The 25,392-nt window shown below is 72.7% G+C and carries 25 protein-coding genes; 9 read left to right on the top strand and 16 right to left on the bottom strand.

The window, feature by feature from the left end; genetic code table 11:
* The first annotated feature begins 18 nt into the window (after positions 1-18).
* Genes ACGF3A_RS35630 through ACGF3A_RS35620 form a run of 3 tightly spaced genes read left to right on the top strand, consistent with a single transcriptional unit; the run spans position 19 to position 2,197 of the window.
* Positions 19-1,212, top strand: a complete 1,194-nt coding sequence (locus ACGF3A_RS35630; protein WP_393734606.1) for a DgaE family pyridoxal phosphate-dependent ammonia lyase — start codon at positions 19-21, stop codon at positions 1,210-1,212.
* The gene (locus ACGF3A_RS35625) at positions 1,209-1,490 is read left to right on the top strand and encodes an HPr family phosphocarrier protein (protein WP_393734605.1); all 282 of its coding nucleotides are present in this window, start codon (positions 1,209-1,211) and stop codon (positions 1,488-1,490) included. Before ACGF3A_RS35630 ends, ACGF3A_RS35625 begins: the two co-directional genes overlap by 4 nt.
* Entirely contained in the window at positions 1,487-2,197 is a 711-nt protein-coding gene (locus ACGF3A_RS35620; protein ID WP_393734604.1) for a bifunctional 4-hydroxy-2-oxoglutarate aldolase/2-dehydro-3-deoxy-phosphogluconate aldolase, read from the top strand. The genes ACGF3A_RS35625 and ACGF3A_RS35620 overlap by 4 nt, the downstream gene beginning before the upstream one ends.
* Here the strand turns inward: ACGF3A_RS35620 and ACGF3A_RS35615 are convergent.
* Positions 2,175-3,209 (bottom strand): zinc-binding dehydrogenase, encoded by a 1,035-nt coding sequence (locus tag ACGF3A_RS35615; RefSeq protein WP_393734603.1) that lies wholly within the window; start codon positions 3,207-3,209, stop codon positions 2,175-2,177. The genes ACGF3A_RS35620 and ACGF3A_RS35615 overlap by 23 nt on opposite strands.
* A gap of 74 nt (positions 3,210-3,283) precedes the next feature.
* Positions 3,284-4,234, bottom strand: a complete 951-nt coding sequence (locus tag ACGF3A_RS35610) for an oxidoreductase (protein ID WP_393734602.1) — start codon at positions 4,232-4,234, stop codon at positions 3,284-3,286.
* 120 nt (positions 4,235-4,354) lie between these two features.
* Between ACGF3A_RS35610 and ACGF3A_RS35605 the strand changes: the two genes are divergently transcribed.
* On the top strand, positions 4,355-4,942 hold the full coding sequence (locus ACGF3A_RS35605; protein WP_393734677.1) for a TetR family transcriptional regulator: 588 nt from the start codon (positions 4,355-4,357) through the stop codon (positions 4,940-4,942).
* Positions 4,943-5,186: 244 nt separating this feature from the next.
* On the opposite strand, the gene ACGF3A_RS35600 is transcribed toward ACGF3A_RS35605, so the two are convergent.
* The 9 genes from ACGF3A_RS35600 to tdh form a co-directional block, all read right to left on the bottom strand.
* A complete protein-coding gene (locus tag ACGF3A_RS35600; protein WP_393734601.1) occupies positions 5,187-6,524 on the bottom strand; it encodes an alpha-glucosidase/alpha-galactosidase in 1,338 nt (445 codons plus the stop codon).
* The gene (locus tag ACGF3A_RS35595; RefSeq protein ID WP_393734600.1) at positions 6,524-7,501 is read right to left on the bottom strand and encodes a carbohydrate kinase family protein; all 978 of its coding nucleotides are present in this window, start codon (positions 7,499-7,501) and stop codon (positions 6,524-6,526) included. Before ACGF3A_RS35595 ends, ACGF3A_RS35600 begins: the two co-directional genes overlap by 1 nt.
* A 3-nt stretch (positions 7,502-7,504) precedes the next feature.
* Positions 7,505-8,398: a carbohydrate ABC transporter permease gene (locus ACGF3A_RS35590; protein WP_393734599.1), complete on the bottom strand. Its 894-nt coding sequence runs from the start codon at positions 8,396-8,398 to the stop codon at positions 7,505-7,507.
* On the bottom strand, positions 8,395-9,366 hold the full coding sequence (locus ACGF3A_RS35585) for a carbohydrate ABC transporter permease (RefSeq protein WP_393734598.1): 972 nt from the start codon (positions 9,364-9,366) through the stop codon (positions 8,395-8,397). The genes ACGF3A_RS35590 and ACGF3A_RS35585 overlap by 4 nt, the downstream gene beginning before the upstream one ends.
* Positions 9,367-9,375: 9 nt before the next feature.
* Entirely contained in the window at positions 9,376-10,707 is a 1,332-nt protein-coding gene (locus ACGF3A_RS35580; RefSeq protein ID WP_393734597.1) for an ABC transporter substrate-binding protein, read from the bottom strand.
* A gap of 722 nt (positions 10,708-11,429) precedes the next feature.
* A complete protein-coding gene (locus ACGF3A_RS35575; RefSeq protein WP_393734596.1) occupies positions 11,430-12,236 on the bottom strand; it encodes an endo alpha-1,4 polygalactosaminidase in 807 nt (268 codons plus the stop codon).
* 237 nt (positions 12,237-12,473) lie between these two features.
* On the bottom strand, positions 12,474-13,397 hold the full coding sequence (locus ACGF3A_RS35570; protein ID WP_393734595.1) for a LysR family transcriptional regulator: 924 nt from the start codon (positions 13,395-13,397) through the stop codon (positions 12,474-12,476).
* Between the two features lie 43 nt (positions 13,398-13,440).
* Entirely contained in the window at positions 13,441-14,646 is a 1,206-nt protein-coding gene (locus ACGF3A_RS35565; RefSeq protein ID WP_393734594.1) for a glycine C-acetyltransferase, read from the bottom strand.
* Between the two features lie 48 nt (positions 14,647-14,694).
* Entirely contained in the window at positions 14,695-15,738 is a 1,044-nt protein-coding gene (tdh, locus tag ACGF3A_RS35560; protein ID WP_393734593.1) for an L-threonine 3-dehydrogenase, read from the bottom strand.
* A 163-nt stretch (positions 15,739-15,901) separates the two neighbouring features.
* Here tdh and ACGF3A_RS35555 point away from each other — a divergent pair, with 163 nt between their 5' ends.
* Complete coding sequence (locus ACGF3A_RS35555) at positions 15,902-16,417, top strand: hypothetical protein (RefSeq protein ID WP_393734592.1); 516 nt, start codon at positions 15,902-15,904, stop codon at positions 16,415-16,417.
* A complete protein-coding gene (locus tag ACGF3A_RS35550; RefSeq protein WP_393734591.1) occupies positions 16,414-16,869 on the top strand; it encodes a hypothetical protein in 456 nt (151 codons plus the stop codon). The genes ACGF3A_RS35555 and ACGF3A_RS35550 overlap by 4 nt, the downstream gene beginning before the upstream one ends.
* Positions 16,870-16,900: 31 nt before the next feature.
* Here the strand turns inward: ACGF3A_RS35550 and ACGF3A_RS35545 are convergent, their stop codons facing one another.
* Positions 16,901-17,803 carry a glycoside hydrolase family 19 protein gene (locus ACGF3A_RS35545; protein WP_393734676.1) on the bottom strand — a complete coding sequence of 301 codons (903 nt, stop codon included), beginning with the start codon at positions 17,801-17,803 and terminating at the stop codon, positions 16,901-16,903.
* 291 nt (positions 17,804-18,094) lie between these two features.
* On the opposite strand from ACGF3A_RS35545, the gene ACGF3A_RS35540 reads away from it, so the two are divergent.
* Genes ACGF3A_RS35540 through ACGF3A_RS35530 form a run of 3 tightly spaced genes read left to right on the top strand, consistent with a single transcriptional unit; the run spans position 18,095 to position 20,204 of the window.
* Positions 18,095-18,490, top strand: a complete 396-nt coding sequence (locus tag ACGF3A_RS35540; protein ID WP_393734590.1) for a GntR family transcriptional regulator — start codon at positions 18,095-18,097, stop codon at positions 18,488-18,490.
* Positions 18,487-19,404, top strand: a complete 918-nt coding sequence (locus tag ACGF3A_RS35535; protein WP_393734589.1) for an ABC transporter ATP-binding protein — start codon at positions 18,487-18,489, stop codon at positions 19,402-19,404. Before ACGF3A_RS35540 ends, ACGF3A_RS35535 begins: the two co-directional genes overlap by 4 nt.
* Entirely contained in the window at positions 19,401-20,204 is an 804-nt protein-coding gene (locus tag ACGF3A_RS35530; RefSeq protein ID WP_393734588.1) for a hypothetical protein, read from the top strand. The genes ACGF3A_RS35535 and ACGF3A_RS35530 overlap by 4 nt, the downstream gene beginning before the upstream one ends.
* Before the next feature lie 49 nt (positions 20,205-20,253).
* Here the strand turns inward: ACGF3A_RS35530 and mmsB are convergent, their stop codons facing one another.
* From mmsB to ACGF3A_RS35510, 4 genes are read right to left on the bottom strand one after another with little or no spacing between them, the layout of a single operon-like run.
* Positions 20,254-21,489 (bottom strand): multiple monosaccharide ABC transporter permease, encoded by a 1,236-nt coding sequence (gene mmsB, locus ACGF3A_RS35525; protein ID WP_393734587.1) that lies wholly within the window; start codon positions 21,487-21,489, stop codon positions 20,254-20,256.
* A gap of 7 nt (positions 21,490-21,496) precedes the next feature.
* Entirely contained in the window at positions 21,497-23,032 is a 1,536-nt protein-coding gene (gene mmsA / locus ACGF3A_RS35520) for a multiple monosaccharide ABC transporter ATP-binding protein (protein WP_393734675.1), read from the bottom strand.
* Positions 23,033-23,049: 17 nt separating this feature from the next.
* The gene (chvE, locus tag ACGF3A_RS35515; protein ID WP_393734586.1) at positions 23,050-24,165 is read right to left on the bottom strand and encodes a multiple monosaccharide ABC transporter substrate-binding protein; all 1,116 of its coding nucleotides are present in this window, start codon (positions 24,163-24,165) and stop codon (positions 23,050-23,052) included.
* Complete coding sequence (locus tag ACGF3A_RS35510; protein ID WP_393734585.1) at positions 24,162-25,139, bottom strand: hypothetical protein; 978 nt, start codon at positions 25,137-25,139, stop codon at positions 24,162-24,164. Before ACGF3A_RS35510 ends, chvE begins: the two co-directional genes overlap by 4 nt.
* Positions 25,140-25,392 lie beyond the last annotated feature (253 nt).

The following is a 25,392-nucleotide window of genomic DNA, read 5'->3' as shown; positions in this document are numbered from 1 at the left end:
CACGACGCTAAGGAACGTATGAGCGACCGCCCCCTCGACTACCACGCCCTCGGCGTCCACCCCGCCGTCAACGCCAACGGCAAGATGACCGCCCTCGGCGGCAGCAGGCTCAGCGCGGCCACCATCGCGGCGATGGGCGCGGCCGCCCGCGACCACGTGGTGATGGACGAGCTGATGACCGCCGTCGGCCACGAACTCGCCGCCGCCGCGGGCACGGAGGACGCCTGCCCCACCACCGGCGCCGCGTCCGGCGTCGCGCTCGCGGTCGCCGCGCTCGTCGCGGGCGCGGACCCGGCCCGGATCGAACGGCTGCCCGACCCCGGCGACCGCCCCTGCGAGGTGGTCCTGCCCAAGGGCCACGCCGTCAACTTCGGTGCCCCCGTGGCCCAGATGATCGCCCTCGGCGGCGGTACGCCGGTCGAGGCGGGCGCCGTCAACAAGGTGCGGGCCGCGCATCTGGAGGGCGCGATCGGCGCCCGTACGGCCGCGCTCCTGTACGTCCAGTCGCACCACGCGGTGCAGAAGGGCGCGGTCTCCCTCGCCGAGACCGTCGCGGTCGGGCGGGCGCACGGCGTCCCCGTGATCGTCGACGCGGCGGCGGAGGAGGACCTGCGCAAGTGGCCCGCCACCGGCGCCGACCTCGTCGTCTACAGCGGCGGCAAGGCGATCGGCGGCCCCACCTCCGGCTTCGTCTGCGGCCCCGCGCCGCTGATCGCGGCGGTCCGCGCCCAGTACACGGGCATCGGGCGGCCGATGAAGGTCGGCAAGGAGACCCTGCTGGGACTGGCGCAGGCCGTACGCGAGTACGGTGCCGGGGCGGCGGCGTCCGGGGACGAGGACGAGGATGCGGGCGCGGGCGCGGATGGCGGCGCGCGGGCGCGGATGGAACGCCTCGCCGGGCGCCTCGGCGCGCTCCGCGGGCTGAGCGCGCGGGTGGTGCGGGACGAGGCCGGGCGGGAGATCTTCCGCGCCGAGCTGACCGTGGACCCGGAGCGCGCGGGACGGGACGCGGCGGGGCTGGCGGTCGAACTCGCCGCGGGCACGCGGCCGGTCTTCCTCCGCGACCACCACGCCGCCGCGGGGCGGCTGGCCGTGGACCCGCGCGCGCTGAGCGCGGAGGAGGAGGAACACCTCGCGCACCGGCTCACGGAGCTGCTCGGCGGCGCGGCCGCCGGTGACGACGACACGACGAACGGAAGGAACAGCGAGTGAGCACTGGCACGGTGGAACGACGCCTCGTGGTGACAGAGGAGGCCGGGCTCCACGCCCGGCCCGCGGCGGCCTTCGCCCAGACCGCGGCGGGCGCCGAGGCCCGGGTGACCGTGGCCCGCGCCGACGCGGGGACCGAGGCGGAGCCGGTGCCCGCGCGCAGCGTGCTGTCCGTGATGGGCCTCAACATACGGCGCGGCGACGAGATAGTCCTCCGCGCGACCGGCACGGACGCCGACCACGTCCTGGACGCCCTCACGAAGATTGCGTCCCCGGCATGACCCCGCCCGACCCGACCGCTGAGGACGCCCCCGGCCCTGGGGACGCCCCCGACCCTGGGAACGCCCCCGGCCCCGGCGCTGGTGTCGCGTTCGGCGTTCAGGTCGCGCTCGACGCGTTGGCCGAGGCGCGGATCGTGCCCACCGTGCGGGCCGGGGACGCGGAGGCGGCGGACGTGGTCGCGCGGGTGCTGTACGACGCGGGGGTGACCACCTTCGAGTTCACGGCCACCACTCCCGGCTGGCGGGAGCTCGTCGCGCGCTGGACGGCGGAGGTGCCCGGCGCGGCCGTCGGGCTCGGCACCGTGACCTCGCCCGAGATCGCGGAGGCCGCGCTCGACGCGGGCGCCCGTTTCCTGGTGAGCCCCTTCCAGGTGCCGGAGGTGCGGCCCGTCGCGGACGCCGCCGGGCGGCTGTTCGTCGAGGGCGCGCACAGCCCGACGGAGGTACGGGCGGCGGCCGAGCGCGGCGTGGCCAAGCTGTTCCCGGCCCACGTCGGCGGGCTCACCTATCTCAGGACCCTCCGCTCGGTGCTCCCCGGCGCCCGGATCATGGCGACCGGCGGGGTGACCCTGGCCAACGCGGGGGACTGGCTGGCGGCCGGGGCGTTCGCGGTGAGCGTCGGCAGCGACCTGACCGCGGGCGGCGACGTCCCGGCCGCGGTCGAGCGCCTCAAGACGGCACGGCTCAGGGCCGTACCAGCACCTTGAGCGCCTCGCGCGCGGCCATGGCGCGGTAGGCGTCGGGGATCTCCTCCAGGCCGACCGTACGGTCGAAGACGCGGCCCGGCTCGACCGTGCCGTCGAGGATGTCCGGCATCAGCTCCTCGATGTACGCGCGGGCCGGGGCGACGCCGCCGGTGAGGGTGATGTTGCGGCTGAAGACGTCGCGGCCGACGGGCCCCTGCGCGTACTGCGGCAGGCCGACGCGGCTGACGGCGCCGCCGTCCCGTACGACACCGAACGCCGTCTCCAGCGCGGGGAGGGTGCCCACGCACTCCAGCACCGCGTGGGTGCCGAAGCCGCCGGTCAGTTCGCGCACCCGTGCGACGCCCTCCTCGCCGCGCTCGGGCACGACGTCGGTGGCGCCGAAGTCGCGGCCCAGCGCGGTGCGTTCGGCGTGCCGTCCCATCAGCACGATCTGCTCGGCGCCGAGCCGCCGCGCCGCCAGCACCGCGCAGAGGCCGACCGCGCCGTCACCGATCACCGTGACGGCCGTACGCGCGGAGACCCCGGCGCGGACGGCGCAGTGGTGGCCGGTGGGGAACACGTCGGAGAGCGTGAGCAGCGACGGCAGCAGCGCCGAGTCCTCGGCGACGGGCAGCTTCACCAGGGTGCCGTCCGCGTACGGGACGCGCACGGCCTCGCCCTGCCCGGCGTCCACGCCGCCGTGGCCCCAGCCGCCGCCGTTGAGGCAGGAGGTGTGCAGGCCTTCGGCGCAGAACTCGCAGGTGTTGTCGGCGTACACGAACGGGGCGACCACCAGCTCTCCGGCCCGCACCCCGCGCACCTCGGACCCCGTCTCCTCCACGACGCCGAGGAACTCATGGCCGATGCGCCCGCCCTCCTCGGTCGCGGGCCGCTTGGCGTACGGCCACAGGTCGCTGCCGCAGACGCACGCGGCGACGACGCGGACGACGGCGTCGGTGGGCGCCTGCGGCTTCGGGTCGGGGACGTCCTCGACGCGGATGTCGCCCGCGCCGTAGATCAGGGTGGCTCGCATGGTGCTTCCCGGGTTCGTGAGGGGGACGGGGTTCCAGGGTCCCGCCGTCCCCCGAAGGGATCAAGGCGGGACGGTCACGGCGAGGCCGTCCCGTGCGTCGTCGGGAACGCGAACCGTACGTCCGTGAGCCGCTCGGAGACCTCCCACAGGCGGCGTCCCGTCTCCGGGTCGGTCGCGGTGGCGCCCAGCTCCACCCGCTTCGGGGCGCCGCGCATCTCGCCCTTTCCGTCGGGCCCGTAGCAGGCGCCGCCCTCGACGCCTGCCGCCGTCGCGGCGTGCAGCTGGGGCAGCGCGCCGCCCTCGGCGGACTGCGCGAACGGCTTCAGCAGGCGGCCGAAGAGGAGCGAGACCAGGCCGACGGGGCCGTCCGTCTGGAGTCCCGTGGTGGCGTAGCCGGGGTGCGCGAGCAGGCTGCGCACGGGGCTGGCCGCCTCGGTGAGCCGCCGCTGGAGTGCGTACCCGAAGACGGCGTTCGCCAGCTTGGACTGGTCGTAGCGCGGCATGGGCCGGTAGTCGCGCTCGGCGGCGAGGTCGTCGAAGTCGATACGGGCCTTGCGGTGGTTGAACGAGGTCACCGTGATCACCCGGGGATCGCGCCCGGCGGTCAGCGGGCCGAGCAGCAGCCCGGTGAGCGCGAAGTGGCCCAGATGGTTCGCCGCGAACTGCAGCTCGTGGCCCTGCGGGCTGAGCGTGCGGGGCGGCGCCATGATCCCGGCGTTGTTGACCAGGACGTCGAGCCGGGGGTGCGCGGCGCGCACCCGCTCGGCGAGGTCCCGGACCGAGTCGAGGTCGGCGAGGTCGACACGGCGCACCTCCAGGCTCGCGCCCGGATGCGCGGCGGCGATCCCGTCCGCCGCACGGCGCCCCTTCGCCTCGTCGCGCACGGCGAGGATCACATGGCCGCCCCGGGCCGCCACCTCCCGCGCGGTCGCGAGCCCGAGGCCGCTGCTCGCCCCGGTCACGAGGAAGACCCGCTCGGTCAGGTCGGGAATCTGCGCCGTCGTCCAGCGCTGCTGTCGCGTCATGGGGCACACCTTGCCGCCATTGACACTCAGTGTCAATGCGATCCTGAGTGCCACGTAGGGCATGGAGGGTACGATCGTGGGGTGAGCACCCGCCCAGAAGCGCCCCGTCCCGAAGTGACCATGGCCCAGCGCAAACGGCAGCTCGTCGCCGGTGAACTGACCGAGGCGGCGCTGCGGTTGCTGGCGGAGAAGGGGTTCGACGCGGTCACGATCGACGAGATCGTGGCCACCGCCGGGGTGTCCCGGCGGACCTTCTTCCGCTACTTCGCGTCCAAGGAGGACGTCGTCGTCCAGTTCCTGGCCGACATGGGCGACGGCATCCGTGCCGCGCTGGCGGACCGCCCGGCGGAGGAGAGCCCGTCGGCGGCCCTCCGCCACGCCGTCCGCGTCCCCCTCGACGCCTGCGCCGACCACTCCGACCGGGCGCTGGGAGTCGTCCAGCTCATCCTCCGCACGCCCGCGCTGCGGGCCCGCTTCCTGGAGCGGCAGGCGGAGTGGAGCGACGGCCTCACGGCGGAGCTCGCGACCCGCCTCGGGCTGAGCCCCTCGAAGGACCTGTACCCCCGGCTGGCCGCCGGGATGGCGCTGAGCACCTTCGACACGGTGCTGCACCGCTGGAGCGCGAGCGGCGGGGAAGAGTCCCCCGCCGCTCTGCTGGACCAGTCCTTCGCCCTGCTCGCTCCGTCCCTGGACGCGGTTACGCATTGAGGGGCGTGCCCCTGTCTCCGCCGCGTGGTCACGACACGTCGGGGCTTGCCCCGTTTCCCTCAGGGGCGCGGGGAACTGCGCGCCCAGCCACGACGCGGGCGCGGCCCGCGAAGTACAGCCCGGGGCTCCCCGGGCGCGGCTCTTGTGCGCGGGGCACCCGGCGTGGGGGGCTGCGCTTGCCAACCCTGCGCCTTGCGCAGACTTCCCAAGCTTCGCCGGGCGGAGGGAGGAGCAGGGCTTGGCTCTATGCGCCCAAGCGCTCCCTCAGTGACGGCTGGAGGCGGTCGGCGTGGGCGGATGCCATCGCGTCGCAGAGGGACCAGATGCGGTCCACCGGCAAGGCGGCGGCCGTCGCCGGGTCCGTCATGGCGGCCTGGCGCACCCGCAAAGGGTCGTCCTCGACGGCCGCGCGTACCGTCAGGTCGACCGTGCTGAGGTACGTACGGTTGAGGGCGGCCAGTTGGGGCGGGAGGGCGCCGATACGGGTCGGCTGGATGCCGGAGGCGTCGACTAGGCAGGGGACCTCGACCGTGCCGCCCGACGGCAGATTGTCGATCAGGCCATGGTTCGGCACGTTGCCGTAGACCGTGCGGGGGGTGCCCGTGACGACGCTGTGGATGATCTGCGGCGCGTACTCCATCGTCCCCTCGACCTGAAGGGGCCGCCCGGCGGCGAGGGCGTCGCGGGTGCTCTCGTACTCGGCGACGTTCTCGTCCACGATGTTCAGGTACGCGCCGACCGGCAGGCGCAGACGCTCGATCTCGCTGTCGTGGTGCAGGTACCACGGCACGTACTCGGAGGAGTGCTCGCTCGTCTCCGTCGGGTAGTAGCCGAGGCGGCGGTACATGTCCACGCGGGTCCTGCGCCGCAGCTGCTCGTCCTTCTCGATGAGCGCGTCCAGCGCGGGGTAGAGGTTCGTGCCGCCGTGTGCGAACTCCAGGACCCACGCCTGGTGGTTGACGCCCGCCGCGCGGTACGTGACCTCTTCGAAGGGGACGCCGACGAGTTCCGCGAGGCCGTTCATCGTCCAGTGCACCGAGTGGCACAGGCCCACGACGCGGCGCAGGCCCGTGGCCTGCGCGAGGTACTGGACGTTCATCGCCATCGGGTTGGTGTAGTTGAGCAGCCACGCGTCGGGGCACAGCTCTGCCATGTCCTCGCCCAGCGCTCGCAGCAGCGGGAACGTGCGCAGCGCGCGGAAGATGCCGCCGATGCCCAGGGTGTCGCCGATGGTCTGGCGTATCCCGAAGCGGGCGGGCACCTCGAAGTCGGTGCGGGTGGCCTCGCGCATGCCGACCTGGACGATGTTGATGACGAAGTCGGCGCCGTCCAGGGCCGTACGCCGGTCGGCGTGGGCGGTGACGCGGGGCGTGGCGCCGCGTACGTCCGCGATGTGCCGGGCGGCGGCCTCGGCGGTCGACAGGCGTTCGGGGTCGATGTCGTGCAACGCGATGTGCGCGTCCCGCAGCTCGGGGAAGGCGAACAGGTCGGCGAGCAGGCCCTGGGTGAAGACGACGCTCCCCGCGCCGATGAAGGTGACCTTGGGGGGCTTGGCGGCCCTGGGGGTGTCGTTCGTGGTCATCACGCGTTCTTTCCTTCGGTGGTGGCTGTGGTGGTGGCGGGGGAGGCCGTGTGATCGACGGCCTCCTCCCAGGTGGGCTGGGCCGGGGTGCCGCCGGGCGCGCGGGTGGACAGCGCGCCGCAGACGGCGGCGAGTTCGAGCGCCTCGGCGAGCGGGAGTCCGGCGAGGGTCGCGGCGACGAACCCGGCGTCGAAGCTGTCGCCCGCGCCGACGGTGTCGCGGGGGGTGACGGACGGGCCCCGTACGGTCCGGAGGCCGTGGCCGTCGTGGGCGAGGGCTCCGTCTCCGCCGTTCTTGACGACCGTCACGGGGCCGCGCCCCGCGAGCGCCGCCGCGGCATCGGCGGGCGTACGGGAGCCCGCCAGGGCCATCGCCTCGGCCGCGTTCGGCAGCAGGAAGTCCGTGCCGGGGAGCACCGCCGCGATCCCCTCGGGGTCCCAGCGGCCCTCGGGGTCGTCGTTCGTGTCGAGCGAGGTCGTGGCGCCGTGCGCGCGGGCCGTACGGAACAGCGCGGGCAGGGCACGGGCGAGCAGCGGCAGCAGGAAGTACGAGGCCGCGTGCACGTGCCGGGCCGCCGTCAGCAGCCGGGGCGGCACGTCGTCGCCGCTCGTCGCGGCGAGGGTGCCGGGGCTGGTCAGGATCGCCCGGTCACCGTTCCCCGGCCGCGTGACGATCACCGTCAGCGGCGTCGCGAGCCCCGGATCGACGCGCAGCGCCGAGGTGTCCACGCCCCGCGCGTCGAGCGCGTCGCGGACGAAGCGGCCCGCCTCGTCGTCGCCGACGCGCGCGGCGAGCGCGACGCGCAGCCCGAGCCGTGCCGCGCCGCACGCCATGATCGCGCCGGAGCCGCCGAGGGTCAGCGCGCCGGAGCCGACGAGCTGTTCGCGCTGTCCGAAGGCGAGCGGACCGTCCAGCGGCCCGACGACGACGTCGGGGTTCGCGTCGCCCAGGACGAGCAGGTCGAGGTCGTACGTCATGGGTCAGCCCTTCAGGCCTGTCGAGGTGATGGAGCGGATGAACGACTTCTGGGCGCCGAGGAACGCCAGCAGCACCGGCAGCACCGTGATCACGTTCCCCGCCATCACGGCGGACCAGCGGGTGTGGTGCTGGCCCTGGAAGGTGGTGAGGCCGAGCTGGAGCGTGTACTGGGTGTCGTGGTTGATGGCGATCAGCGGCCAGGTCAGGTCGTTCCAGGTGGTGAGGAACGTCAGTACGGCCACCGTGCTCAACGCCGGGCGCGACAGCGGCAGCACGATCGTGAGGAGCACCCGCAGCCGCGAACAGCCGTCGATCCAGGCGGCCTCCTCCAGCTCGCGCGGCAGCGAGAGGAAGAACTGCCGCAGCAGGAAGACCGCGAACGGCGTGACCAGCGAGGGCACGATCAGCGCGCCCAGCGTGTCGATCAGCCCGAGCCGCTTCATCACGAGGAACGTCGGGATCATCGTGAGCTGGAACGGCACCGCCATCGTCGCCAGCATCAGTACGAGCAGCGCCCGCGAGCCCCGGAACCGCATCCGGGCGAACGCGTAGCCGCCCAGCGCGCCGAAGAGCAGGTTCGAGGCGACCGCGACGGCCGAGACGATCAGCGAGTTGGCGAACCAGCGCGGGAACATCGCGTTCCCCAGCACGTACCGGTAGCCGCCCAGGTCGATGCCCGAGGGCCAGAGCGCGGGCGGGAAGCGGTTGATCTCGGCGTTGGTCATCACCGAGCTGAGCAGCAGCCACACCAGCGGCAGCGCGAACAGCAGGGCCAGGGGCGCCAGCAGCAGATGCCAGCCGCTGAACGGCAGCCGTACGCCGCGCCGTCGGCCCGTCGGCTGAGGCCGTACGGTCCGCTCCGGGGTCCGCGCCGGCGTCGGGGTCAGGGTGGTCATCGTGCGGCTCCTTCCGTACGGAGCGCGGCGCGGCGGCTGTCGCGACGGTCGGCGCGGGCGCGTACGACCCGCATCACCACACCGATCAGGCCCAGCGCCACGGCCAGGACGTACGCGGCCGCGGCCCCGTACCCGGCGGTGAAGCTCTTGAACGCCTGCTCCCAGATGAAGTAGACGATCACCGTGGTCGAGCCGAGGGGCCCGCCCTTCGTCGTGACGTAGACGAGGTCGAAGACCTGGAGCGACTGGATCGTCTGCCACAGGACGAGGAACACGGTGACCGGGGTGAGCGTCGGCAGCGTCACGTGCCGCAGCAGATGCCGCCGCCCCGCGCCGTCCAGCCGCGCCGCCTCGATCAGCGACTCCGGTACGTCCTGGAGCGCGGCGAGATAGACGACGACGCAGAAGCCCGTACCGCTCCACAGGGTGATCGCGACCAGGACCAGCAGCGCCTGTCCGGGGTCGGTGAGGAAGCCCTGCGTGGAGAGGCCGAGCCTGCTCAGCAGCGAGTTGGCGGCGCCGAACTCGGGGTCGAGGATGAAGGAGAAAAGCACGCCCTGCGCCGTGGCCGAGACGACGAACGGCACGAAGACCAGCGTGCGGTAGAGGCCGACCAGCCGGATCCGCCGGTTGAGCGCGAGCGCCAGCGCGAGGCCCCCGGCGAGGCTGAGCGGCACGTACAGCACCGTGTAGAGCAGCGTGTTGCGCACGGCCTGCGAGAAGTGCGGGTCGGCGGCGAGCGCCCGGTAGTTGTCCAGGCCCACCCAACGGCTGGGCGTGACGAGGTCGTTGGCCTGGAAGGAGAGCAGCAGCGACCAGACCACGGGGACGACGCTGAGGCCGAGGACGATCAGCACGGCGGGGGATATCCACGCCCAGGCGGTCATCGACTCACGGCGGCGTGCCCGGCGCAGGGAGTGGTGTTCGGGGGCGCGTGACACCGTGAGCGGTGTCGGAGTAGGGGGCATCGGGGCTCCTCAGCGAGGGATGAGAAGGGCGGCGTCGGCCTCCTCCGCGCAGGAGCGCATGGCGGCGGCGGGCGTGCTCCGGCCCAGCAGTACGGAGGTGATGGCCTGCCCCAGGGCCTGGGAGACCTGGGGGTAGGCGGGGTGCGCCGGACGGACCCGCGCGGTCTCCAGGGCCTTGGTGAAGACCGCGAGCCCCTCGACGTCCGCGCTGTGCTCGCGCCACGCGGGCTTCGCCTCGGCGGCGCGGCTCAGCGGCAGGCTGCCCGCCTCGGCGTCCCAGCGCACGTCCTGCTCGGGGCGGGCGAGCCAGTTCACGAACGTACGGGCGGCCTCGGCGCGGGCCTCCCCGTTGTCGAAGACCGTCCAGGTGTCGGGCCCGGAGATGGTGACCGGCTTGCCGGAGAAGCTGGGCAGCGGGACCACGGCGTAATCGACCTTGGCCTGTCGGATGTCGGGGAGCTGCCAGGGGCCGGTGACGACCATGCCCATCCGTCCGGACTGGAAGACCTGGTACATCTGCTCGCTGCCGGGCTTGGGGTCGATGTAGACGCTCTTGTCGCGGGCGAGGTCACGGACGACTCCCAGCGCGCGGGCGCCCTGGCCGGCGAAGCCGACGCTGCGCCCGTCCTCGCCCATGAAGTCGCCGCCCAGGTCCCACAGCAGGGGCCAGATCCGCCAGACCGTGTCCTCGTCGCCGGTGCCGGGCCAGCCGGTGCCGAACCGTCCGGCGCCCCTGTCGGTGAGCTTCCTCGCGGTCTCGGTGAAGTCGTCCCAGCTCCAGCCCGCCTCGGGCAGCGGGATCCCGGCCTGCCGGAACAGTTTCCTGTTGCAGACGACGGCGAGCGCGTCCAGCACGGCGGGCGAGGCCCGCACCCGGCCGTTGAGGGTGACGGCCTCGCGCGCCGAGGGCCAGTAGTTCTTCCACGGCGTACGGGCCGAGCCGACGGAGTCGGTCAGGTCCACGGTCTGCGGGCTGCGGGCGACGTTGGCCAGGTCGGAGCCGAAGACGTAGGCGATGTCCGGGTACGCGCCGGAGGCGAGCGCCGCCGTGATCTTCTGCAGCATGGCGTCGGCGAGCACACCGCCGCCCATGTCGACGCGGATACGGGGATGGGCGCGCTCGAAGTCGGCCACGAGCCGCTTGAGCGCGGCCTTCGCGGTGTCGGCCTGGCCGTGCCACAGCTCGATCGTGACCCGGCCGTCGGCGCCGACGCCGTCGTCCGCGCCCGCACCGCAGCCGGACACGGCCGGCCCGACCGCGGCGCCCAGCGCGAGCGCCCCGGCCCCACGCAGCACCCGCCGCCGCGAGAGCCGTGGAACGGCGTTTCGGGGTACGGCCATGTGCACCTCCGGGGGAGAAGAGAAGAAGGGGGAGTAGCAGGAAGGGGGGCCGGTGTCGCGATGCGGGTGCCGCGTCCGGGCCGTACCGGCCCGTATGCCGGGTACGGGCGCCCGACTGGTCGCTGCCGCGAGGGCTGGCCGCGGCGGCCGGACACGGTGGGCCCGCGTGGCGAGATTGTCGCCATCGGCACGCTGCCGGTCGCCGTCGCCGGTGACCGTCGCCCGGCGGTGGCCGTCCGGCGGTCGCCGTTGGGCCGTGGCCGTCCGGCGATCGCCGTTGGGCCGTGGCCGTCCGGCGGTCGCCGTCGGGTCGTCGCCGTTCGGCCGTCGCCCTCCGGTCGTCGCTGTCCGGCGGCTGCCGTCGAGCCGTCGCGGTCCGGTCGTCGAACCGCCGGGCCGTTGCCGTCCGTCGAACCGTCGGGCCGCCGGTCTGTTGCTGTCCGGCAGTCGCTGTCCGGTCGCCGCTGTCGAGCCGTCGAGCCGTCGAGCCGTCGAGCCGTCGAGCCGTCGTCCGGCGGTCGCCGTCGAGCCTTCGAGCCGTCGGCGTCCGGTGACCGTTGCTCGGCGGTTGTCGTCCGGTCGTTGCCATCGAGCCGCCGCCGTCCAGCGGTCGCCGTCGGGCCGTCGCCGCTCGGGCCTCGCTGTTCGGCGGCTACCGACCCTCCGCCAGCTACAGGCCCTCCGGCCGCTGCCGGTCGGCCATCGCCGTTCGGCAGCGGGCGTCAGCAGGTCTGGCGTACGTACCCGTCTTCGCCCGGCTTGGTGACGGCCACGTCGCGGCGTACGACGCTGAGGCGGTCGGCCCAGGCCTCGCACGCCTTCTTCAGCCCGGCGCGGGTGTACTCGATCACGACGACGCGGTCGTCGAACGCCTTGGCGTAGCGCCCGCACTCGTCGTACTCGCCGCACTCCTCGGCGACGGCGAAGTCCAGCCCGTTCGCCTCGCGCGCGGCGGCGAGGTCCGGGGTGTTCTTCTGGCCGATGGCCAGGCCCTGTTCGTGGGCGCGCGCCGACAGCAGCTTGATGAACGCCTGGGCCTGCCCGGCCGTCAGCAGCTTGCCGGGGGCGCGGGTGTAGCTGTCGTAGTTGTCCGGCTCGACGGCCTGGAAGCCCTTCTCGGCGCAGGAGCCGATCCAGCGGCCGACCTTCTTCGCGATCCGCTCGCGCTTGTCGGCGGTGCGCAGGTCGAGGAAGGCCTCGTCCCACTCCTTGTCGTAGACGACCTCGCCGTCCGCGTCGCGCAGCAGCAGGTCGCCCCACTCGTCCTCGGCGCCGGGCTGGGCCTGGAACGCGTTGACGTAGCAGATGTTGTAGAGCCCGTCGGCGGGCTTCGCCGTGTGGTCGCGGCTGACGACCTTCACGTCGGAGGGCGGCTTGTACGGCCCGCCGATCTGGTAGTCGAACCCGGCGTGCTTCGGCGGGGGCTTCATTTCGGGGGCGCCGTGCGCCTGGGCGGCCAGGACGAGCAGCGCGATCGCCGCGACGGCGGCCCCGATGGTCCGGTACGGACGCCGACGGTCATGTTTCATCGTCGAGCTCCAGAGATGGAGGGCACGTCCCCGCCTCGGACCCGCGGGCGGTCCTGGCGACTCAGTCCGGGCTCGCGGCGGTGCCGCATACCGGCTGGGCGTACCTCTGACGCCGAGTGCTCGTCTTCGACGTGTCACGGAGTAAACCCACCGGCTTCATTCCGTGTCAAGAGTGCGGTCCTGCGCGAAACCGCCTGGGTTCGCGCAACTTCGCGCAGAAAGCGGGTCACGGCGTGTTCATCCGACGCTCTCCGGGCGGGCGTCCTCCGCCGCGCCGCGCAGGGCCTCCAGGACCCGGCGGATCAGCGGATGGTCCTCCGTGCCGCGTCGTACGGCCGCGAAGACCCGGCGCGTCACCGGGACGCCGCTCACGGGCAGGACCACGACGTCCTGGAGCCCGACGCCGCGCAGCGCCGAGCGCGGCACGAGCGCCACGCCCTCCCCGGCGCCCGCCAGCGCGGCGACGGCCCTGAAGTCGTCCGAGTAGTGCGTCACCCGGGGCTGGAACCCGGCGAACTCGCAGGCCAGCATCACCACGTCGTGGCACGGATTGCCCTCGTAGGGGCCGACCCACTGCTCGTCCGCGAGGTCGGAGACGTTCACCCGCTCCTTGCCCGCGAGCCGGTGGTCCCAGGGGAGCACCGCGTCGAACGGCTCCGCGTAGAGCGGGACGCGGATCAGCCGCCGCCCGTCCTCGCGCGGCACGCCCCGGTACTCGACGGCCACCGCGAGGTCCGCGTGCCCGTCGAGGACCCGGGTCAGGCTCGCGTCGCCCTCCGCGTCGAGGACCCGCATCCGGATGCCGGGCGCCGCCGCGCGCAGCGCGGTCATGGCGGGGCCGACGACCGTGGTGATGCCCGTGGCGAAGGACATCACGGTGACCTCGCCCTTCTCGCCCTCGGCGTAGGCCGCCAGCTCGGCCTCCGCCCGTTCGAGCTGGGCGAGGACCGTGTTGCCGTGGGCCAGCAGGATCTCGCCCGCCGCCGTCAGCCGGACCCCGCGGCCGTCCCGGACGAGCAGGTGGTGCCCCACCTCGTTGTCCAGCGCGGCGAGCTGCTGGGAGACGGCCGACGGGGTCAGGTGCAGCACGGCCGCCGCGGCCGTCACCGTACGGTGGTCGGCCACGGCGCGCAGCGTGCGCAGCTTCCTCGCGTCGATCATCTGCCCTTGTGCCGCCCTGCCTCGCCCGTGCCGTGTCCTGCCCTCACTCTGCCAGGGCGTCCCGCGCGGCGACGAATGCGGTGACGGCCCGCTCGACGTCCTCCGCCGAGTGCCGGGCGGAGAGCTGCACGCGGATCCGCGCCTTTCCGTGCGGGACCACGGGGTAGGAGAAGCCGACCGCGTACACCCCGTGCTCCAGCAGCAGGTCCGCGATGCGGGCCGCGCGCTCGGCGTCGCCGATCATCACCGGGGCGATGGGGTGGTCGCCCGGCAGTAGCTCGAAGCCCTCCTCGGTCATCCGCGCGCGGAAGAGCGCCGTGTTCGCGTAGAGCCGGGCGCGCAGCTCGGCGCCGTTCCCGCCCTCGGCCTCCAGCAGGTCCAGGACCTTGAGCGAGGCGGCGGCGATCACCGGGGCGAGGGAGTTGGAGAAGAGGTACGGGCGCGAGCGCTGGCGCAGCAGCTCCACGATCTCCCGGCGGGCCGCGACATAGCCGCCCGAGGCGCCGCCGAGCGCCTTGCCGAGGGTGCCGGTGAGGATGTCGACGCGGTCCATGACGCCGTGCAGCTCGTGGGTGCCCCGGCCGCGCTCGCCGACGAAGCCCACCGCGTGCGAGTCGTCGACCATGACCAGCGCGCCGTACCGCTCGGCCAGGTCGCAGATCTCGTCGAGCGGGGCGACGTAGCCGTCCATGGAGAAGACGCCGTCGGTGACGACGAGCTTGCGGCGCGCGTCGCCCGCCTCCTTGAGCTTCTGCTCCAGGTCGGCCATGTCCCGGTTCGCGTAGCGGAAGCGGCGGGCCTTGGAGAGGCGGATGCCGTCGATGATGCTCGCGTGGTTGAGGGCGTCGGAGATCACCGCGTCCTCCTCGCCGAGGAGGGTCTCGAAGACGCCGCCGTTCGCGTCGAAGCACGAGCTGTAGAGGATCGTGTCCTCGGCGCCGAGGAACGCGGAGAGCCGGGCCTCCAGCTCCTTGTGGACCTCCTGCGTGCCGCAGATGAAGCGGACCGAGGCCATGCCGTAGCCCCAGCGGTCCAGCGCCTCCTTGCCCGCGGCGATCACCTCGGGGTTGTCGGCGAGGCCCAGGTAGTTGTTGGCGCAGAAGTTCAGCGTCTCGCCGGGGAGGCCGCCCGCCGTGACGGTGACCGAGGCGCTCTGCGGGGTGCCGATCACGCGCTCGGGCTTGAGCAGACCGGCGGCGCCGATCTCGTCGAGGGTGGCGCGCAGGTCCGTGCGGACGGACTCCAGCATCGAAGGGCTCCTTAGAGGGTTTTCGGGACGGGTTCGGGGGCGGGGCTCTCAGGCCGTCCAGTCGAGAATGACCTTGCCGCAGCGTCCGCCGGCGGCGTCGTCGAACGCGGTGTCGAAGTCACGGTACGAGTACCGCCCGGTGATCACGGGGGAGAGGTCGAGCCCGCCCTCCAGGAGCACGGACATCGCGTACCAGGTCTCGAACATCTCGCGGCCGTAGATGCCCTTCAGCGTGATCATGGAGGTCACGAGGCGGGCGAAGTCGATCGAGAACTCCTCGGACGGCAGGCCGAGCATCGCGATGCTGCCGCCGTGCGTCATGTTCGCGAGCATGCCGCGCAGCGCCTCGGGGCGGCCGGACATCTCCAGGCCGACGTCGAAGCCCTCGCGCATCCCGAGCTTCGCCTGCCCGTCCTCGATCGCGGTCTCCGAGCCGCGCACGTCCAGCGCGAGGCTGACGCCGACCTTCTCGGCCAGCTCCAGGCGGTACGGGCTGACGTCGGTGATCACCACGTTACGGGCGCCCGCGTGGCGGGCGACGGCCGCGGCCATGATGCCGATCGGGCCCGCGCCGGTGATCAGCACGTCCTCGTTGACCAGCGGGAAGGAGAGCGCCGTGTGCACCGCGTTGCCGAACGGGTCGAAGATCGCGGCGACGTCGAGGTCGAGCTTCGTCTTGTGCACCCACACGTTGGAGGCGGGCAGCGACACGTACTCCGCGAACGCGCCGTCCCGCACCACGCCGAGGCCGACCGTGCTGCGGCACAGATGGCGCCGCCCCGCCCGGCAGTTGCGGCACGTCCCGCAGACCAGGTGGCCCTCGCCGCTCACCAGGTCGCCGGTGGCCACGGTGCCCGCGGCGGCCACGTCGGGCGCGACCTCGACGACCTCGCCGACGAACTCGTGGCCCAGCACGAGCGGGGTCCGCACGGCCTGCTGGGCCCAGCCGTCGTACTCCCGTATGTGCAGGTCGGTGCCGCAGATGCCGGTGCGGAGCACCTTGATCAGGACCTCGCCGGGGCCGATCTCGGGCTCCGGCACGTCCATCAGCCACAGTCCGGGTTCTGCCTTTGCCTTCACAAGTGCCTTCACGGCGGGGTCTCCTGGTGGTGACGGCGCGATAGGGGACGACCACCGTGACCGCAGTGGCAGTGGCCAGCCTCACTGTGCCGGGCCCCCGGCTCCAGGTCCATCGAGTGTTTCTTAAACGCCGCCGCAGAAGAACTGAACGATCGCCCGTGGCACCATGCCCGCCATGGAACGACAGCGGAGACTCCCGGTGCTCGGGGTGGACGTCGGCGGAGTGATCATCGGCCGGGTGGCCGAGGGCTCCGACACCTCGTTCTTCGGCCCGCAGCCGCTGCTGACACCGGCCGTGGACGGCGTGATGGAGGCCCTCGCCGCGCTGACGGCCGAGCCGTTCGCCGGACGGGTGCACGTGATCTCCAAGGCGGGCCCGAGGGTCGCGGACCGCACCCGGGAGTGGCTCGGCCACCACGACTTCTTCGCCCGTACGGGCATCCCCGACGGGCACCTGCACTTCGTGCGCGAACGCGCCGACAAGGCCCCGGTCTGCGCACGCCTCGGCGTCACGCACTTCGTCGACGACCGCCTCGACGTCCTGGCCCATCTGACGACGGTCGCCCACCGCCTCCTCTTCACCGGCGGCCTCGGCGACCTCACGCCCCCGGACCCCGGCGCCGTCCCGTCCTGGGCCACGGTGACGGGAAGCTGGCCGGAGGTCGTGGCGGCCGTACGGAGCACGCGATGAGCGGGACCGCGGGAACGGTCGTCGAGAGGCTGTGGGCGGCCGGTGAGGCGCCGTCCCGTGACGGGCTCTACCGGCCGGACGACACCGCGCGGGACGTGCACGTCGAGGGGCCCGGCGCCTACCACCGGGACGCCGGGCAGCCGATCCCGTTCCGGCTCGGGGAACCCTTCGGGGTGGCGGCGGCCGTCGAGGAGTACGGCGCCTTCGAGGTGGACGTGTACTTCGAGAGCCCGCTGCCCGACGGCTCGGGCCTGCTGACCGGCGGGGGCGGGGGGATGGGCAACATCGGCTGGCTCGCGCGGCTCCGCGCGGACGGCTCCCTGGTGTGGGTCGCGACGATGTTCCTCTCCAACCCGTTCGTCGGGGTGCGCTGCGAGGGGACGACCGCCGTCTTCACCAACGACTGGCGGAACGTCCTGACCCTCGACGTCACCGGTCCCGCCCCGGCGTGACGCAGGGGCGGGACCGGGAGAACCGTGCCCGTCAGCAGCTCAGGTTGTCGCCCGGGGTGGTGCCCAGGAGCTGGGTGAACTGCTTGTAGCGGTCGACGCGGCTCTTGACCTGCGTCGGGTTGCCGCCGTCGCACTCCAGCGTGCCGTTGATGCTGCGGATGGACTCGCCGAAGCCGTGGCCCTCGGTCATGGCCTGATGGCCCGTCACGGTGCCGGGGCCCTTCTGGGTGTTCCAGTACCAGAGGCCGGTCTGCCAGGCGACGGCCGGGTCACGCTCGACCAGCCAGGGGTTGTTGAGCAGGTCGATGCCGAGGGCCTCCCCGGCGGCCTTGTAGTTGAAGTTCCAGCTCAGCTGGATGGGGCCGCGGCCGTAGTAGGCGTCGTTGCCCGCGGGGCAGCCGTAGGGCTGCTCCTTGTCGCAGTAGTGCGGGTAGTTGGCCTCGTTCTGCTCCACGACGTGGACGAGACCGCCGGTCTCGTGGCTGACGTTGGCGAGGAACGCGGCGGCCTCCCGCTTGCGGGTGGTCTCGTCGCCGGTGTGGGTGAAGTCGGGGTAGGCGCTCAGCGCGTCGATGAGGCCCTTGTACGTGTAGAACGGCTGCCTGTTCGGGAACATCTGCTCGAACTGGGCCTCGCTCACCACGAAGTCCGCGGGATCCGGGTCGGGGTTGCCGCCCCCGGTGCCGCACTCACCCTTGTCCACCCATACTCCCCACTGCCCGGTGGCGCCGGGGGTCTCGCCCCTCGTCCACCACTTGGCCTGCCAGTTGTGGCCGCCGTGCGAGACGGTCGAGCCGTTCGTGTAGACGCCGTCGGCGGCCCATGCTGCCGCACAGGCGGGCGCCTTGGCGGATGCCTTCTTGGCGCCCGCCGCGCCCGCCGCGGTCGAGGCGGTCGCGGTCGTCGGGAGGAGGACCACCAGCGAGGCCAGCAGGCCCGAGAGCGCCGCGAGGGCGAGGGCCGGGCGGAGCCGCGCGGCGGCGCGCTTCCATGGTCGTCGGCGTGGGGAGTGCGACGGACGGGCGTATGGGCGCTCGTTCACTCTGTTCACTCCTTGGCGCGGCGGCGTGCCGCGAGTCAGGGACGTTCTGGCTGTGGGCAGTCAACCGACTTGGTCTATACCAGTCAAGGGTGTAGACCAATCTTCCGCGCCGCTCGCGTTGACATCCCCGGTCCCGCTCCACCACCCTTTCACTACTCAATTAGTGAAAGGGTGGTTGTCCGCGTGGTCGAGTACCGCATCGACAGGCGCAGCGGCGTCGCCACCTATGTGCAGATCGTGCAGCAGACCAAGCAGGCCCTCCGGCTCGGACTGCTGCGGCCCGGCGACAAGTTGCCGACGGCGCGCGAGGTCGTCGAGGCGACGGCCGTGAATCCGAACACGGTCCTGAAGGCGTACCGCGAACTGGAGCGCGAGGGGCTGGTCGAGGCCCGGCGGGGCCTCGGCACGTTCGTCCGCAAGGCCCTCGGCGCGGCCCCCGCGGACTCGCCGCTGCGCGCGGAGCTCGCGGAGTGGGCGGCGCGGGCCCGCGCCGCCGGGATGGAACGGGACGACGTGGCGGCGCTCTTCTCCGCCGTACTGGACGAGCACTTCAAGAACTCCGAAAGGCAAGAGGGATGACCGACACCGCCATGGAGGCGGCCGGGCTCGGCAAGAGGTTCGGCCGCAGCGGCCCCTGGGGGCTGCGGGACTGCACGTTCGAGCTGCCCGCGGGGAGCGTCTGCGCCCTCGTCGGGCCGAACGGCGCGGGCAAGTCCACGCTGCTCGACCTCGCGGCCGGGCTCGACGTGCCGACCGAGGGAACGGTCACGCTGCTCGGCGGCGAACGTCCGGCGGCGGTGCGCGCCCGTACCGGCTTCGTGGGCCAGGGCAGGCCGCTCCACCAGCAGCTCACCGTGGGCGAGACGCTGCGCACGGGCGCCGACCTCAACCCGGGGTGCTGGGACGGGCCGCTCGCCGAGCGGATCCTCGCGGGCGGCGACCTCGACCCCAAGATCCGCGTCCGTGCCCTCTCCGAGGGCCAGCGCACCCGTGTCGCCCTCGCGCTCGCCCTCGCCAGGCGGCCCGAACTCCTCCTGGTGGACGAGCCGATGGCCGAGCTCGACGCGCTCGCCCGCCACGAGCTGATGGGCACGCTGATGGCCCAGGTCGCCGAGCACGGCACCACGCTCGTGATGTCCTCGCACGTGGTCGCCGAGCTGGAGGGGGTCTGCGACCACCTCGTGCTGCTCCGGGACGGCCGCGTCCGGCTGTACGGCGAGATCGACGGCCTGCTGGACGCCCACTCCGTCGCGACGGGCCCCGCGGAGGCCGCCGGTCGGCTGGAGCAGGAGAACGTCGTCGAGTCCCGTACGACCGGGCGCATGCTCACCGCGCTCGTCCGTACGGACGACCGCCCGCTGCCCGAAGGGCTGGAGGCCGACCGGCCCTCCCTGGAGGAGCTGGTCCTCGCGCACCTGCGCGCGCCGCTCGCCGCCGACCCCGCGACCGACGCCGCGACCGACGCGGTCCGTTCCGGGGAGGCAGCCGCATGACCGCCCTCGCCGCCCCCGCCACCCTGTCGCCCGGCCCGCGCGCCCTCGCCCGGCTGCTGCTGCGGCTGCACCGGCCCGCGCTGTTCCTCTGGGTCCTGCTCCTGCTCGCCCTGTCGGCTGTGCTGCTGTTCGTGGGCGGGCCGCTCGCGGACGACGCGGCCCTGGGGTGGCGCGAGTACCACGCCTGCGTCCCCGGGAAGCGCTGCTCCTACGGGCAGGAGGCGATACTCCTCCACCGGGACGTGTACGCCTACGTCACCTCGGTCACCCTCGCCGTGCCGTTCCTCGTCGCGGCCTGGGCGGGCGCCTCGCTGACCGGCCGCGAGATCGAGAACGGCACCGCCCAGCTCGTCTGGACGCAAGGCCTGTCCCCGGAGCGCTGGTTCGCGGCGAAGCTGGCGCTCCCCGCGGTGGCCGTCGCCGCGGGCGCGGGGCTGCTGGCGGCCCTGCACACGGCGGCCTGGTCGTCCGGGAGGGGCAGGATCGACAACGCCAAGCCCTGGGACGACACCGCGACCTTCTACGCCAACGGCCCGGCCTTCGTCGCCCTGTGCCTCGCCGGTCTGGTGGCCGGGGCCCTCGCCGGGCTCGCCTGGCGCCGTACCCTCCCCGCGCTCGTCACCGCTCCGGCCGCCGCGGCGCTCGTATGGCTCGTCGCCGACCAGGCCGTGTCGGTCCTGCCCGTCTCGCACTTCTGGCCGGTCCAGCTCATGACGGCCGCTCTCCTCCTCGCCGTCGCCGCCGCCCTGGCCTGCGCCGGGTTCCGGCTGATCCGGCACGGCACCGGCGCGCTGGCCTGACACACGTGTGCGGGGTACGCGCCGCCGCGTACCCCGCACCGCGCACGGGTCAGGAACCCACCTTGCGTTTGTTCCAGACGTCGAAGGCGACCGCCGCCAGCAGCACCAGGCCCTTGATCACCTGCTGGTAGTCGGTGCCGATGCCGACCAGGGACATGCCGTTGTTGAGCACGCCCAGGACCAGGCCGCCGATGACGGCGCCCAGCACCGTGCCCACGCCGCCGCTCATGGAGGCGCCGCCGATGAAGCACGCGGCGATGGCCTCCAGCTCGAACATGGTGCCCGCGTTCGGCGTGGCCGCGTTGAGCCGGGCCGCGTAGACCACGCCCGCCAGCGCGGCGAGCATGCCCATGTTGACGAAGACCAGGAACGTCACCCGCTGGTCCTTGACGCCGGACAGCTTCGCCGCCGCCTTGTTGCCGCCCAGCGCGTAGATGTGCCGTCCGACGACCGCGTTCCGCATCACGAAGCCCAGCGCGATCAGCAGCGCGCACATGATGAGCAGCACCACCGGCACGCCCCGGAAGCTCGCGAGGGTCAGCGTGAACGCCACCACGGCGGCCACGATCGCCACGCACTTGAGGACCCAGATGTTGAACGGCAGCACGTCGAGCTCGTAGGCGAGCTGACGGCGCCGGTCGCGCCACTCCTGGAGCAGCAGGAAGACGACGACGAGCACGCCCAGCAGCAGCGTCGGGTTGTGGTACTGGGTGTACGGGCCCATCTCCGGGATGAAGCCCTGCGCGATGTTCTGGAAGCCCTTGGGGAAGGGCGCGATGGACTGGCCCTCCAGCACGATCTGCGTCGCGCCCCGGAAGAGCAGCATCCCCGCGAGCGTCACGATGAACGAGGGGATGCCGATGTACGCGATCCAGAAGCCCTGCCAGGCTCCCGCGGCGGCCCCGATGAGCAGCGAGATGATGAGCGCCAGGACCCAGGGCATGTCGTGTTTGACGATCATGACGGCCGACATCGCGCCGACGAAGGCGACCAGTGAGCCGACGGAGAGATCGATGTGGCCCGCGATGATGACGAGCATCATCCCCATGGCCAGGATCAGGATGTAGCCGTTCTGCTGGATCAGGTTGGAGACGTTGTTCGGCAGCAGCAGCGTGCCGTCGGTCCATATCTGGAACAGCACGACGATGAAGGCCAGCGCGACGAGCATGCCGTACTGCCGCATGTTGTTCCGCAGGCTGCGCAGCAGGACCGCGCCCGCTGACCGGTCCTCGGTCCCGTCACCGGAGGGGGTGCTGGTGGGTGGAGTGGTCGTGGTGGTGGTCATGGGGGCCTCAGCCTCTGTCCTTGGTCATGTGGCGCATGAGCACTTCCTGGGTGGCTTCCTCGCGGGACACCTCGCCGGTCAGCCGGCCCGCCGCCATGGTGTAGATCCGGTCGCACATGCCGAGCAGTTCGGGCAGCTCGGAGGAGATGAAGACGACCGCCTTGCCCTGCGCGGCGAGCTTGTCGATGACCGTGTAGATCTCGAACTTCGCGCCGATGTCGATGCCGCGCGTGGGCTCGTCCAGGATCAGCACCTCGGGGTCGGCGTGGATCCACTTGCTGAGCACGACCTTCTGCTGGTTGCCGCCGGAGAGCCGCTGGACCACCTCGGCGACCGTGGGCGCCTTGATGTTCATCGACTTGCGGTAGCCCTCGGAGACCCGCCGCTCCTCGTGCTCGTCCACCACCCCGTGCGGGGCCAGCCCCGGCAGGGAGGCCAGGGAGATGTTGCGGTTGATGGAGTCGATGAGGTTCAGCCCGTACGTCTTGCGGTCCTCGGTGACGTACGCGATGCCGTGCTTCACCGCCTCGGACACCGTCTTGGTGCGCACCTCCCGGTCGTCGACCCGTACGGTGCCGCCGTCGTACTGCCCGTAGGAGCGGCCGAAGACGCTCATGGCCAGCTCCGTGCGCCCCGCGCCCATCAGCCCCGCGATGCCGACGATCTCGCCGCGCCGCACCTCCAGCGAGACGTCGTCCACGACCTTGCGCTCGTGGTCGATCGGGTGCCGCACCGTCCAGTTGGCGACGGCGAGCGCGGGACTGCCCGCGTCCTCGCCCTCGTAGCGGGTGCGGTCGGGGAAGCGGTGGTCGAGGTCGCGGCCGACCATGCCGCGGATGATGCGGTCCTCGGAGACGTCCGCCTCGTCCTGCGGGTTCTCCCGGACCGTGAGGGTCTCGATGGTCCTCCCGTCGCGCAGGATGGTGACCGCGTCGGCGACCCGGCGGATCTCGTTCAGCTTGTGCGAGATGACGATGCAGGCGATGCCCTGCTCGCGCAGCTCCAGGATGAGGTCGAGGAGCTTCTCGCTGTCCTCGTCGTTGAGCGCCGCCGTCGGCTCGTCGAGGATGAGCAGCTTCACCTCCTTGGAGAGCGCCTTGGCGATCTCCACGAGCTGCTGCCTGCCCACGCCGATGTCCGCGACCCGCGTCTGCGGCTTGTCGGGCAGCCCGACCCGCTTGAGCAGCCGGTCGGCCTGGCGCAGCGTCTCGTTCCAGCTGATCACGCCGCGCGAGGCGACCTCGTTGCCGAGGAAGATGTTCTCCGCGAGCGAGAGGTACGGGACGAGCGCCAGCTCCTGATGGATGATCACGATGCCGCGCCGCTCGCTCGCGCGGATGTCCTTGAACGCCACGGGCTCGTCCTGGAAGAGGACCTCGCCCTCGTAGCTGCCGTGCGGGTGGACGCCGCTGAGCACCTTCATCAGCGTGGACTTGCCCGCGCCGTTCTCGCCGCAGATCGCGTGGATCTCCCCGGCCCGCACGGTCAGGTTGACGTCGGAGAGCGCCGTGACCCCGGGGAAGGTCTTGGTGATGGCGCGCATCTCCAGGATGGGGCCCGTCACTTGAGCTGCCCCTCCGTGTAGTAGCCGTCGTCGATCAGCCGCTTCGTGTTGGACTTGTCGATGCTGACCGGCTTGAGGAGGAAGGCGGGCACGATCTTCTTCTTGTTGTCGTACGACTTGGTGTCGTTGACCTCCGGCTTCTTGCCGGTGAGCACCGCGTCGCCCATCTGCACGGCCTGCCGGGCCAGCTTCCGGGTGTCCTTGTAGACGGTCATCGTCTGGTTGCCCGCGAGGATCGACTTGACCGAGGCCAGCTCCGCGTCCTGCCCCGTCACGATCGGGTACGGCTTGGACTTGGTGCCGTACCCGGCGCTCTTGAGCGCGGAGAGGATGCCGATGGAGATCCCGTCGTACGGCGAGAGCACGGCGTCCACGTCCTCGGAGCCGTAGTTCTTGCTGATCAGGTCGTCCATCCGCTTCTGCGCGGTGCCGCCGTCCCAGCGCAGCGTGGTCGCCTGGCTCATCTTCGTCTGCTTGGAGCGGACGGTGAGCTGCCCCTTCTTCAGGTACGGGCGCAGCTTCTTCATCGCGCCGTTCCAGAAGTACTGGGTGTTGTTGTCGTCCGGCGAGCCCGCGAAGAGCTCGACGTTGAACTTCTCGTCCTTGTTCTCGTCCAGCTTCAGCTTGTCGATCAGGTACTGGCCCTGCAGCTCGCCGACGCGCTCGTTGTCGAACGAGGCGTAGTAGTCGACGTTCTTCGTGCCGAGGATGAGGCGGTCGTACGAGATCACGCGGATCCCCGCGTCCTTGGCGCGCTGGAGCACGTCGGTGAGCGCCGAGCCGTCGATCGCGGCGACGACCAGCAGCCGGTGGCCCTTCGCGATCATGTTCTCCAACTGGGCGACCTGGTTCTCCACCTTGTCGTCGCCGTACTGGAGGTCGGTCTCGTAGCCCGCCTTCTGGAACTGCTTCGCCATGTTCTTGCCGTCGGCGATCCACCGTTCCGAGGACTTGGTCGGCATCGCGAGCCCCACGGTGCCGCCCTTGCCCTTGTCGGGCTTGTAGCGGCTGCCGCCCTTGGCCTCCTGCCCGCAGGCGGCGACCGAAGCGGTGAGCAGCGCGGCCAGCGCCACCGCCGCCGCGGCGCGCTTCGTACGTATCCCAGTGATCATGCGGGGTCCCCTTCCGGGACGGGGAAACGGCTGAGGGCGCCCGGCAGCCGCGAGCCCAGCGGCGACATCCCGCCGTCCGCGCCGTGCCGTGCGAGCAGATCGAGCACGAGCCGTCCGCGCCGCACCCGCTCGCGCGCGGTGGCGAGCGTGTGGTCGCGCAGATGGGCGCCGTACGGGTAGATGCCGGGGGACTTGCTCAGGCCGAACTTCAGATACAGCGGCGCGCCGCGCCGGATCAGCTCGGCCGTCTCGTACATCCGGACGTAGCCGCCGAGGTCGTCCGGCGCCTCGACGTAGAGGTCCATCGGCGCGCTGCTGACCCGGCGGATCTCGGTGAGGTGCGCCGGGGTCAGGTCCGAGGGCACGTTGAGCGAGTCGGCGCCGAGCCGTTCGTACACGGCGTACGAGGCCGGGTTGACGGGCCCCGTCAGCGCGGAGAGCTTCAGCGTGGTCCCGGCGGGCAGCTCTCCGGCTTCCCGGAGCCTGTGCAGGGTCCACAGCACGCCCTCGTCGGCGACGAGCAGGCAGCGCACCCCGAGCGCGGTCGCGCGCAGCGCGTCCTCGACGCACCCGGCGAGCCCGTCGTGCCCCCGGGCACGCAGCCCCGCGCCGCCGGAGTCGGTACGGGTCGAGCCGCCGATGTCCCAGGTGCCGCGCGGCCCGGTGAACAGGCAGAGCTCCACGTCGCGTTCGGCGCAGGACTCCACCATCTCGGTGATCTCGGCGTCGGTGAGCATCCAGACGCCGCTGCCCTGACTGATGCGGTGCACGGGGAGACCGAGCCTCGCGCTCTCCTTCAGCACGACGCCGAGGGCCTCCGGCCCTTCGACGGAGGGGATCTCCGTGCGCCATGTGCCGCCGTCGGGGAAGGTGTGCGGCGACGCGTCCGCCTCTGCGAGGGGCGGGGCCGGATGCCCGATCCTGTCGAGCGCGTCGCCTCCGGGGCGACGGGGGGCGGTGGGGGGTGCGGTCATGTGACTCCTTCGTCTGTGGTTCTGGGCACGGGCTGCCCCGGCTGGTGTGTCGCAGACCGCGACTGCGTCGTGGCTTGTCGCGGCGGTGCCCCCCCCCCCCCGGGGCCCGGGGGGGGGGGGGCGGGGCGCGCCCCCCCCCCCCCCCCCGGGGGGGGGGCGGGGGGGGGGGGGGGGCGGGCGCCCCCCCCCCCCCCCCGCGGGGCCCCCCGGGGGGGGGGGGGGGGGGGGGGGGGGGGGGGGCCCCCGGGGCGCG

The organism is Streptomyces sp. NPDC048172 (assembly GCF_043202595.1).
Lineage (GTDB): Bacteria > Actinomycetota > Actinomycetes > Streptomycetales > Streptomycetaceae > Streptomyces.
This window is presented reverse-complemented; position numbering and strand designations above follow the sequence as displayed.

Coding starts and splice junctions, on each gene's coding strand:
- ACGF3A_RS35600 (WP_393734601.1), bottom strand. CDS start 6,524: ATGACCACGAACGACACCCCCAGGGCCGCCAAGCCCCCCAAGGTCACC.
- ACGF3A_RS35535 (WP_393734589.1), top strand. CDS start 18,487: ATGACCGACACCGCCATGGAGGCGGCCGGGCTCGGCAAGAGGTTCGGC.
- ACGF3A_RS35580 (WP_393734597.1), bottom strand. CDS start 10,707: ATGGCCGTACCCCGAAACGCCGTTCCACGGCTCTCGCGGCGGCGGGTG.
- ACGF3A_RS35550 (WP_393734591.1), top strand. CDS start 16,414: ATGAGCGGGACCGCGGGAACGGTCGTCGAGAGGCTGTGGGCGGCCGGT.
- ACGF3A_RS35595 (WP_393734600.1), bottom strand. CDS start 7,501: ATGACGTACGACCTCGACCTGCTCGTCCTGGGCGACGCGAACCCCGAC.
- ACGF3A_RS35620 (WP_393734604.1), top strand. CDS start 1,487: ATGACCCCGCCCGACCCGACCGCTGAGGACGCCCCCGGCCCTGGGGAC.
- ACGF3A_RS35610 (WP_393734602.1), bottom strand. CDS start 4,234: ATGACGCGACAGCAGCGCTGGACGACGGCGCAGATTCCCGACCTGACC.
- chvE (WP_393734586.1), bottom strand. CDS start 24,165: ATGATCACTGGGATACGTACGAAGCGCGCCGCGGCGGCGGTGGCGCTG.
- ACGF3A_RS35555 (WP_393734592.1), top strand. CDS start 15,902: ATGGAACGACAGCGGAGACTCCCGGTGCTCGGGGTGGACGTCGGCGGA.
- ACGF3A_RS35575 (WP_393734596.1), bottom strand. CDS start 12,236: ATGAAACATGACCGTCGGCGTCCGTACCGGACCATCGGGGCCGCCGTC.
- ACGF3A_RS35615 (WP_393734603.1), bottom strand. CDS start 3,209: ATGCGAGCCACCCTGATCTACGGCGCGGGCGACATCCGCGTCGAGGAC.
- ACGF3A_RS35530 (WP_393734588.1), top strand. CDS start 19,401: ATGACCGCCCTCGCCGCCCCCGCCACCCTGTCGCCCGGCCCGCGCGCC.
- ACGF3A_RS35570 (WP_393734595.1), bottom strand. CDS start 13,397: ATGATCGACGCGAGGAAGCTGCGCACGCTGCGCGCCGTGGCCGACCAC.
- ACGF3A_RS35510 (WP_393734585.1), bottom strand. CDS start 25,139: ATGACCGCACCCCCCACCGCCCCCCGTCGCCCCGGAGGCGACGCGCTC.
- mmsB (WP_393734587.1), bottom strand. CDS start 21,489: ATGACCACCACCACGACCACTCCACCCACCAGCACCCCCTCCGGTGAC.
- mmsA (WP_393734675.1), bottom strand. CDS start 23,032: ATGCGCGCCATCACCAAGACCTTCCCCGGGGTCACGGCGCTCTCCGAC.
- ACGF3A_RS35630 (WP_393734606.1), top strand. CDS start 19: ATGAGCGACCGCCCCCTCGACTACCACGCCCTCGGCGTCCACCCCGCC.
- ACGF3A_RS35605 (WP_393734677.1), top strand. CDS start 4,355: ATGGCCCAGCGCAAACGGCAGCTCGTCGCCGGTGAACTGACCGAGGCG.
- ACGF3A_RS35590 (WP_393734599.1), bottom strand. CDS start 8,398: ATGACCACCCTGACCCCGACGCCGGCGCGGACCCCGGAGCGGACCGTA.
- ACGF3A_RS35565 (WP_393734594.1), bottom strand. CDS start 14,646: ATGCTGGAGTCCGTCCGCACGGACCTGCGCGCCACCCTCGACGAGATC.
- ACGF3A_RS35585 (WP_393734598.1), bottom strand. CDS start 9,366: ATGCCCCCTACTCCGACACCGCTCACGGTGTCACGCGCCCCCGAACAC.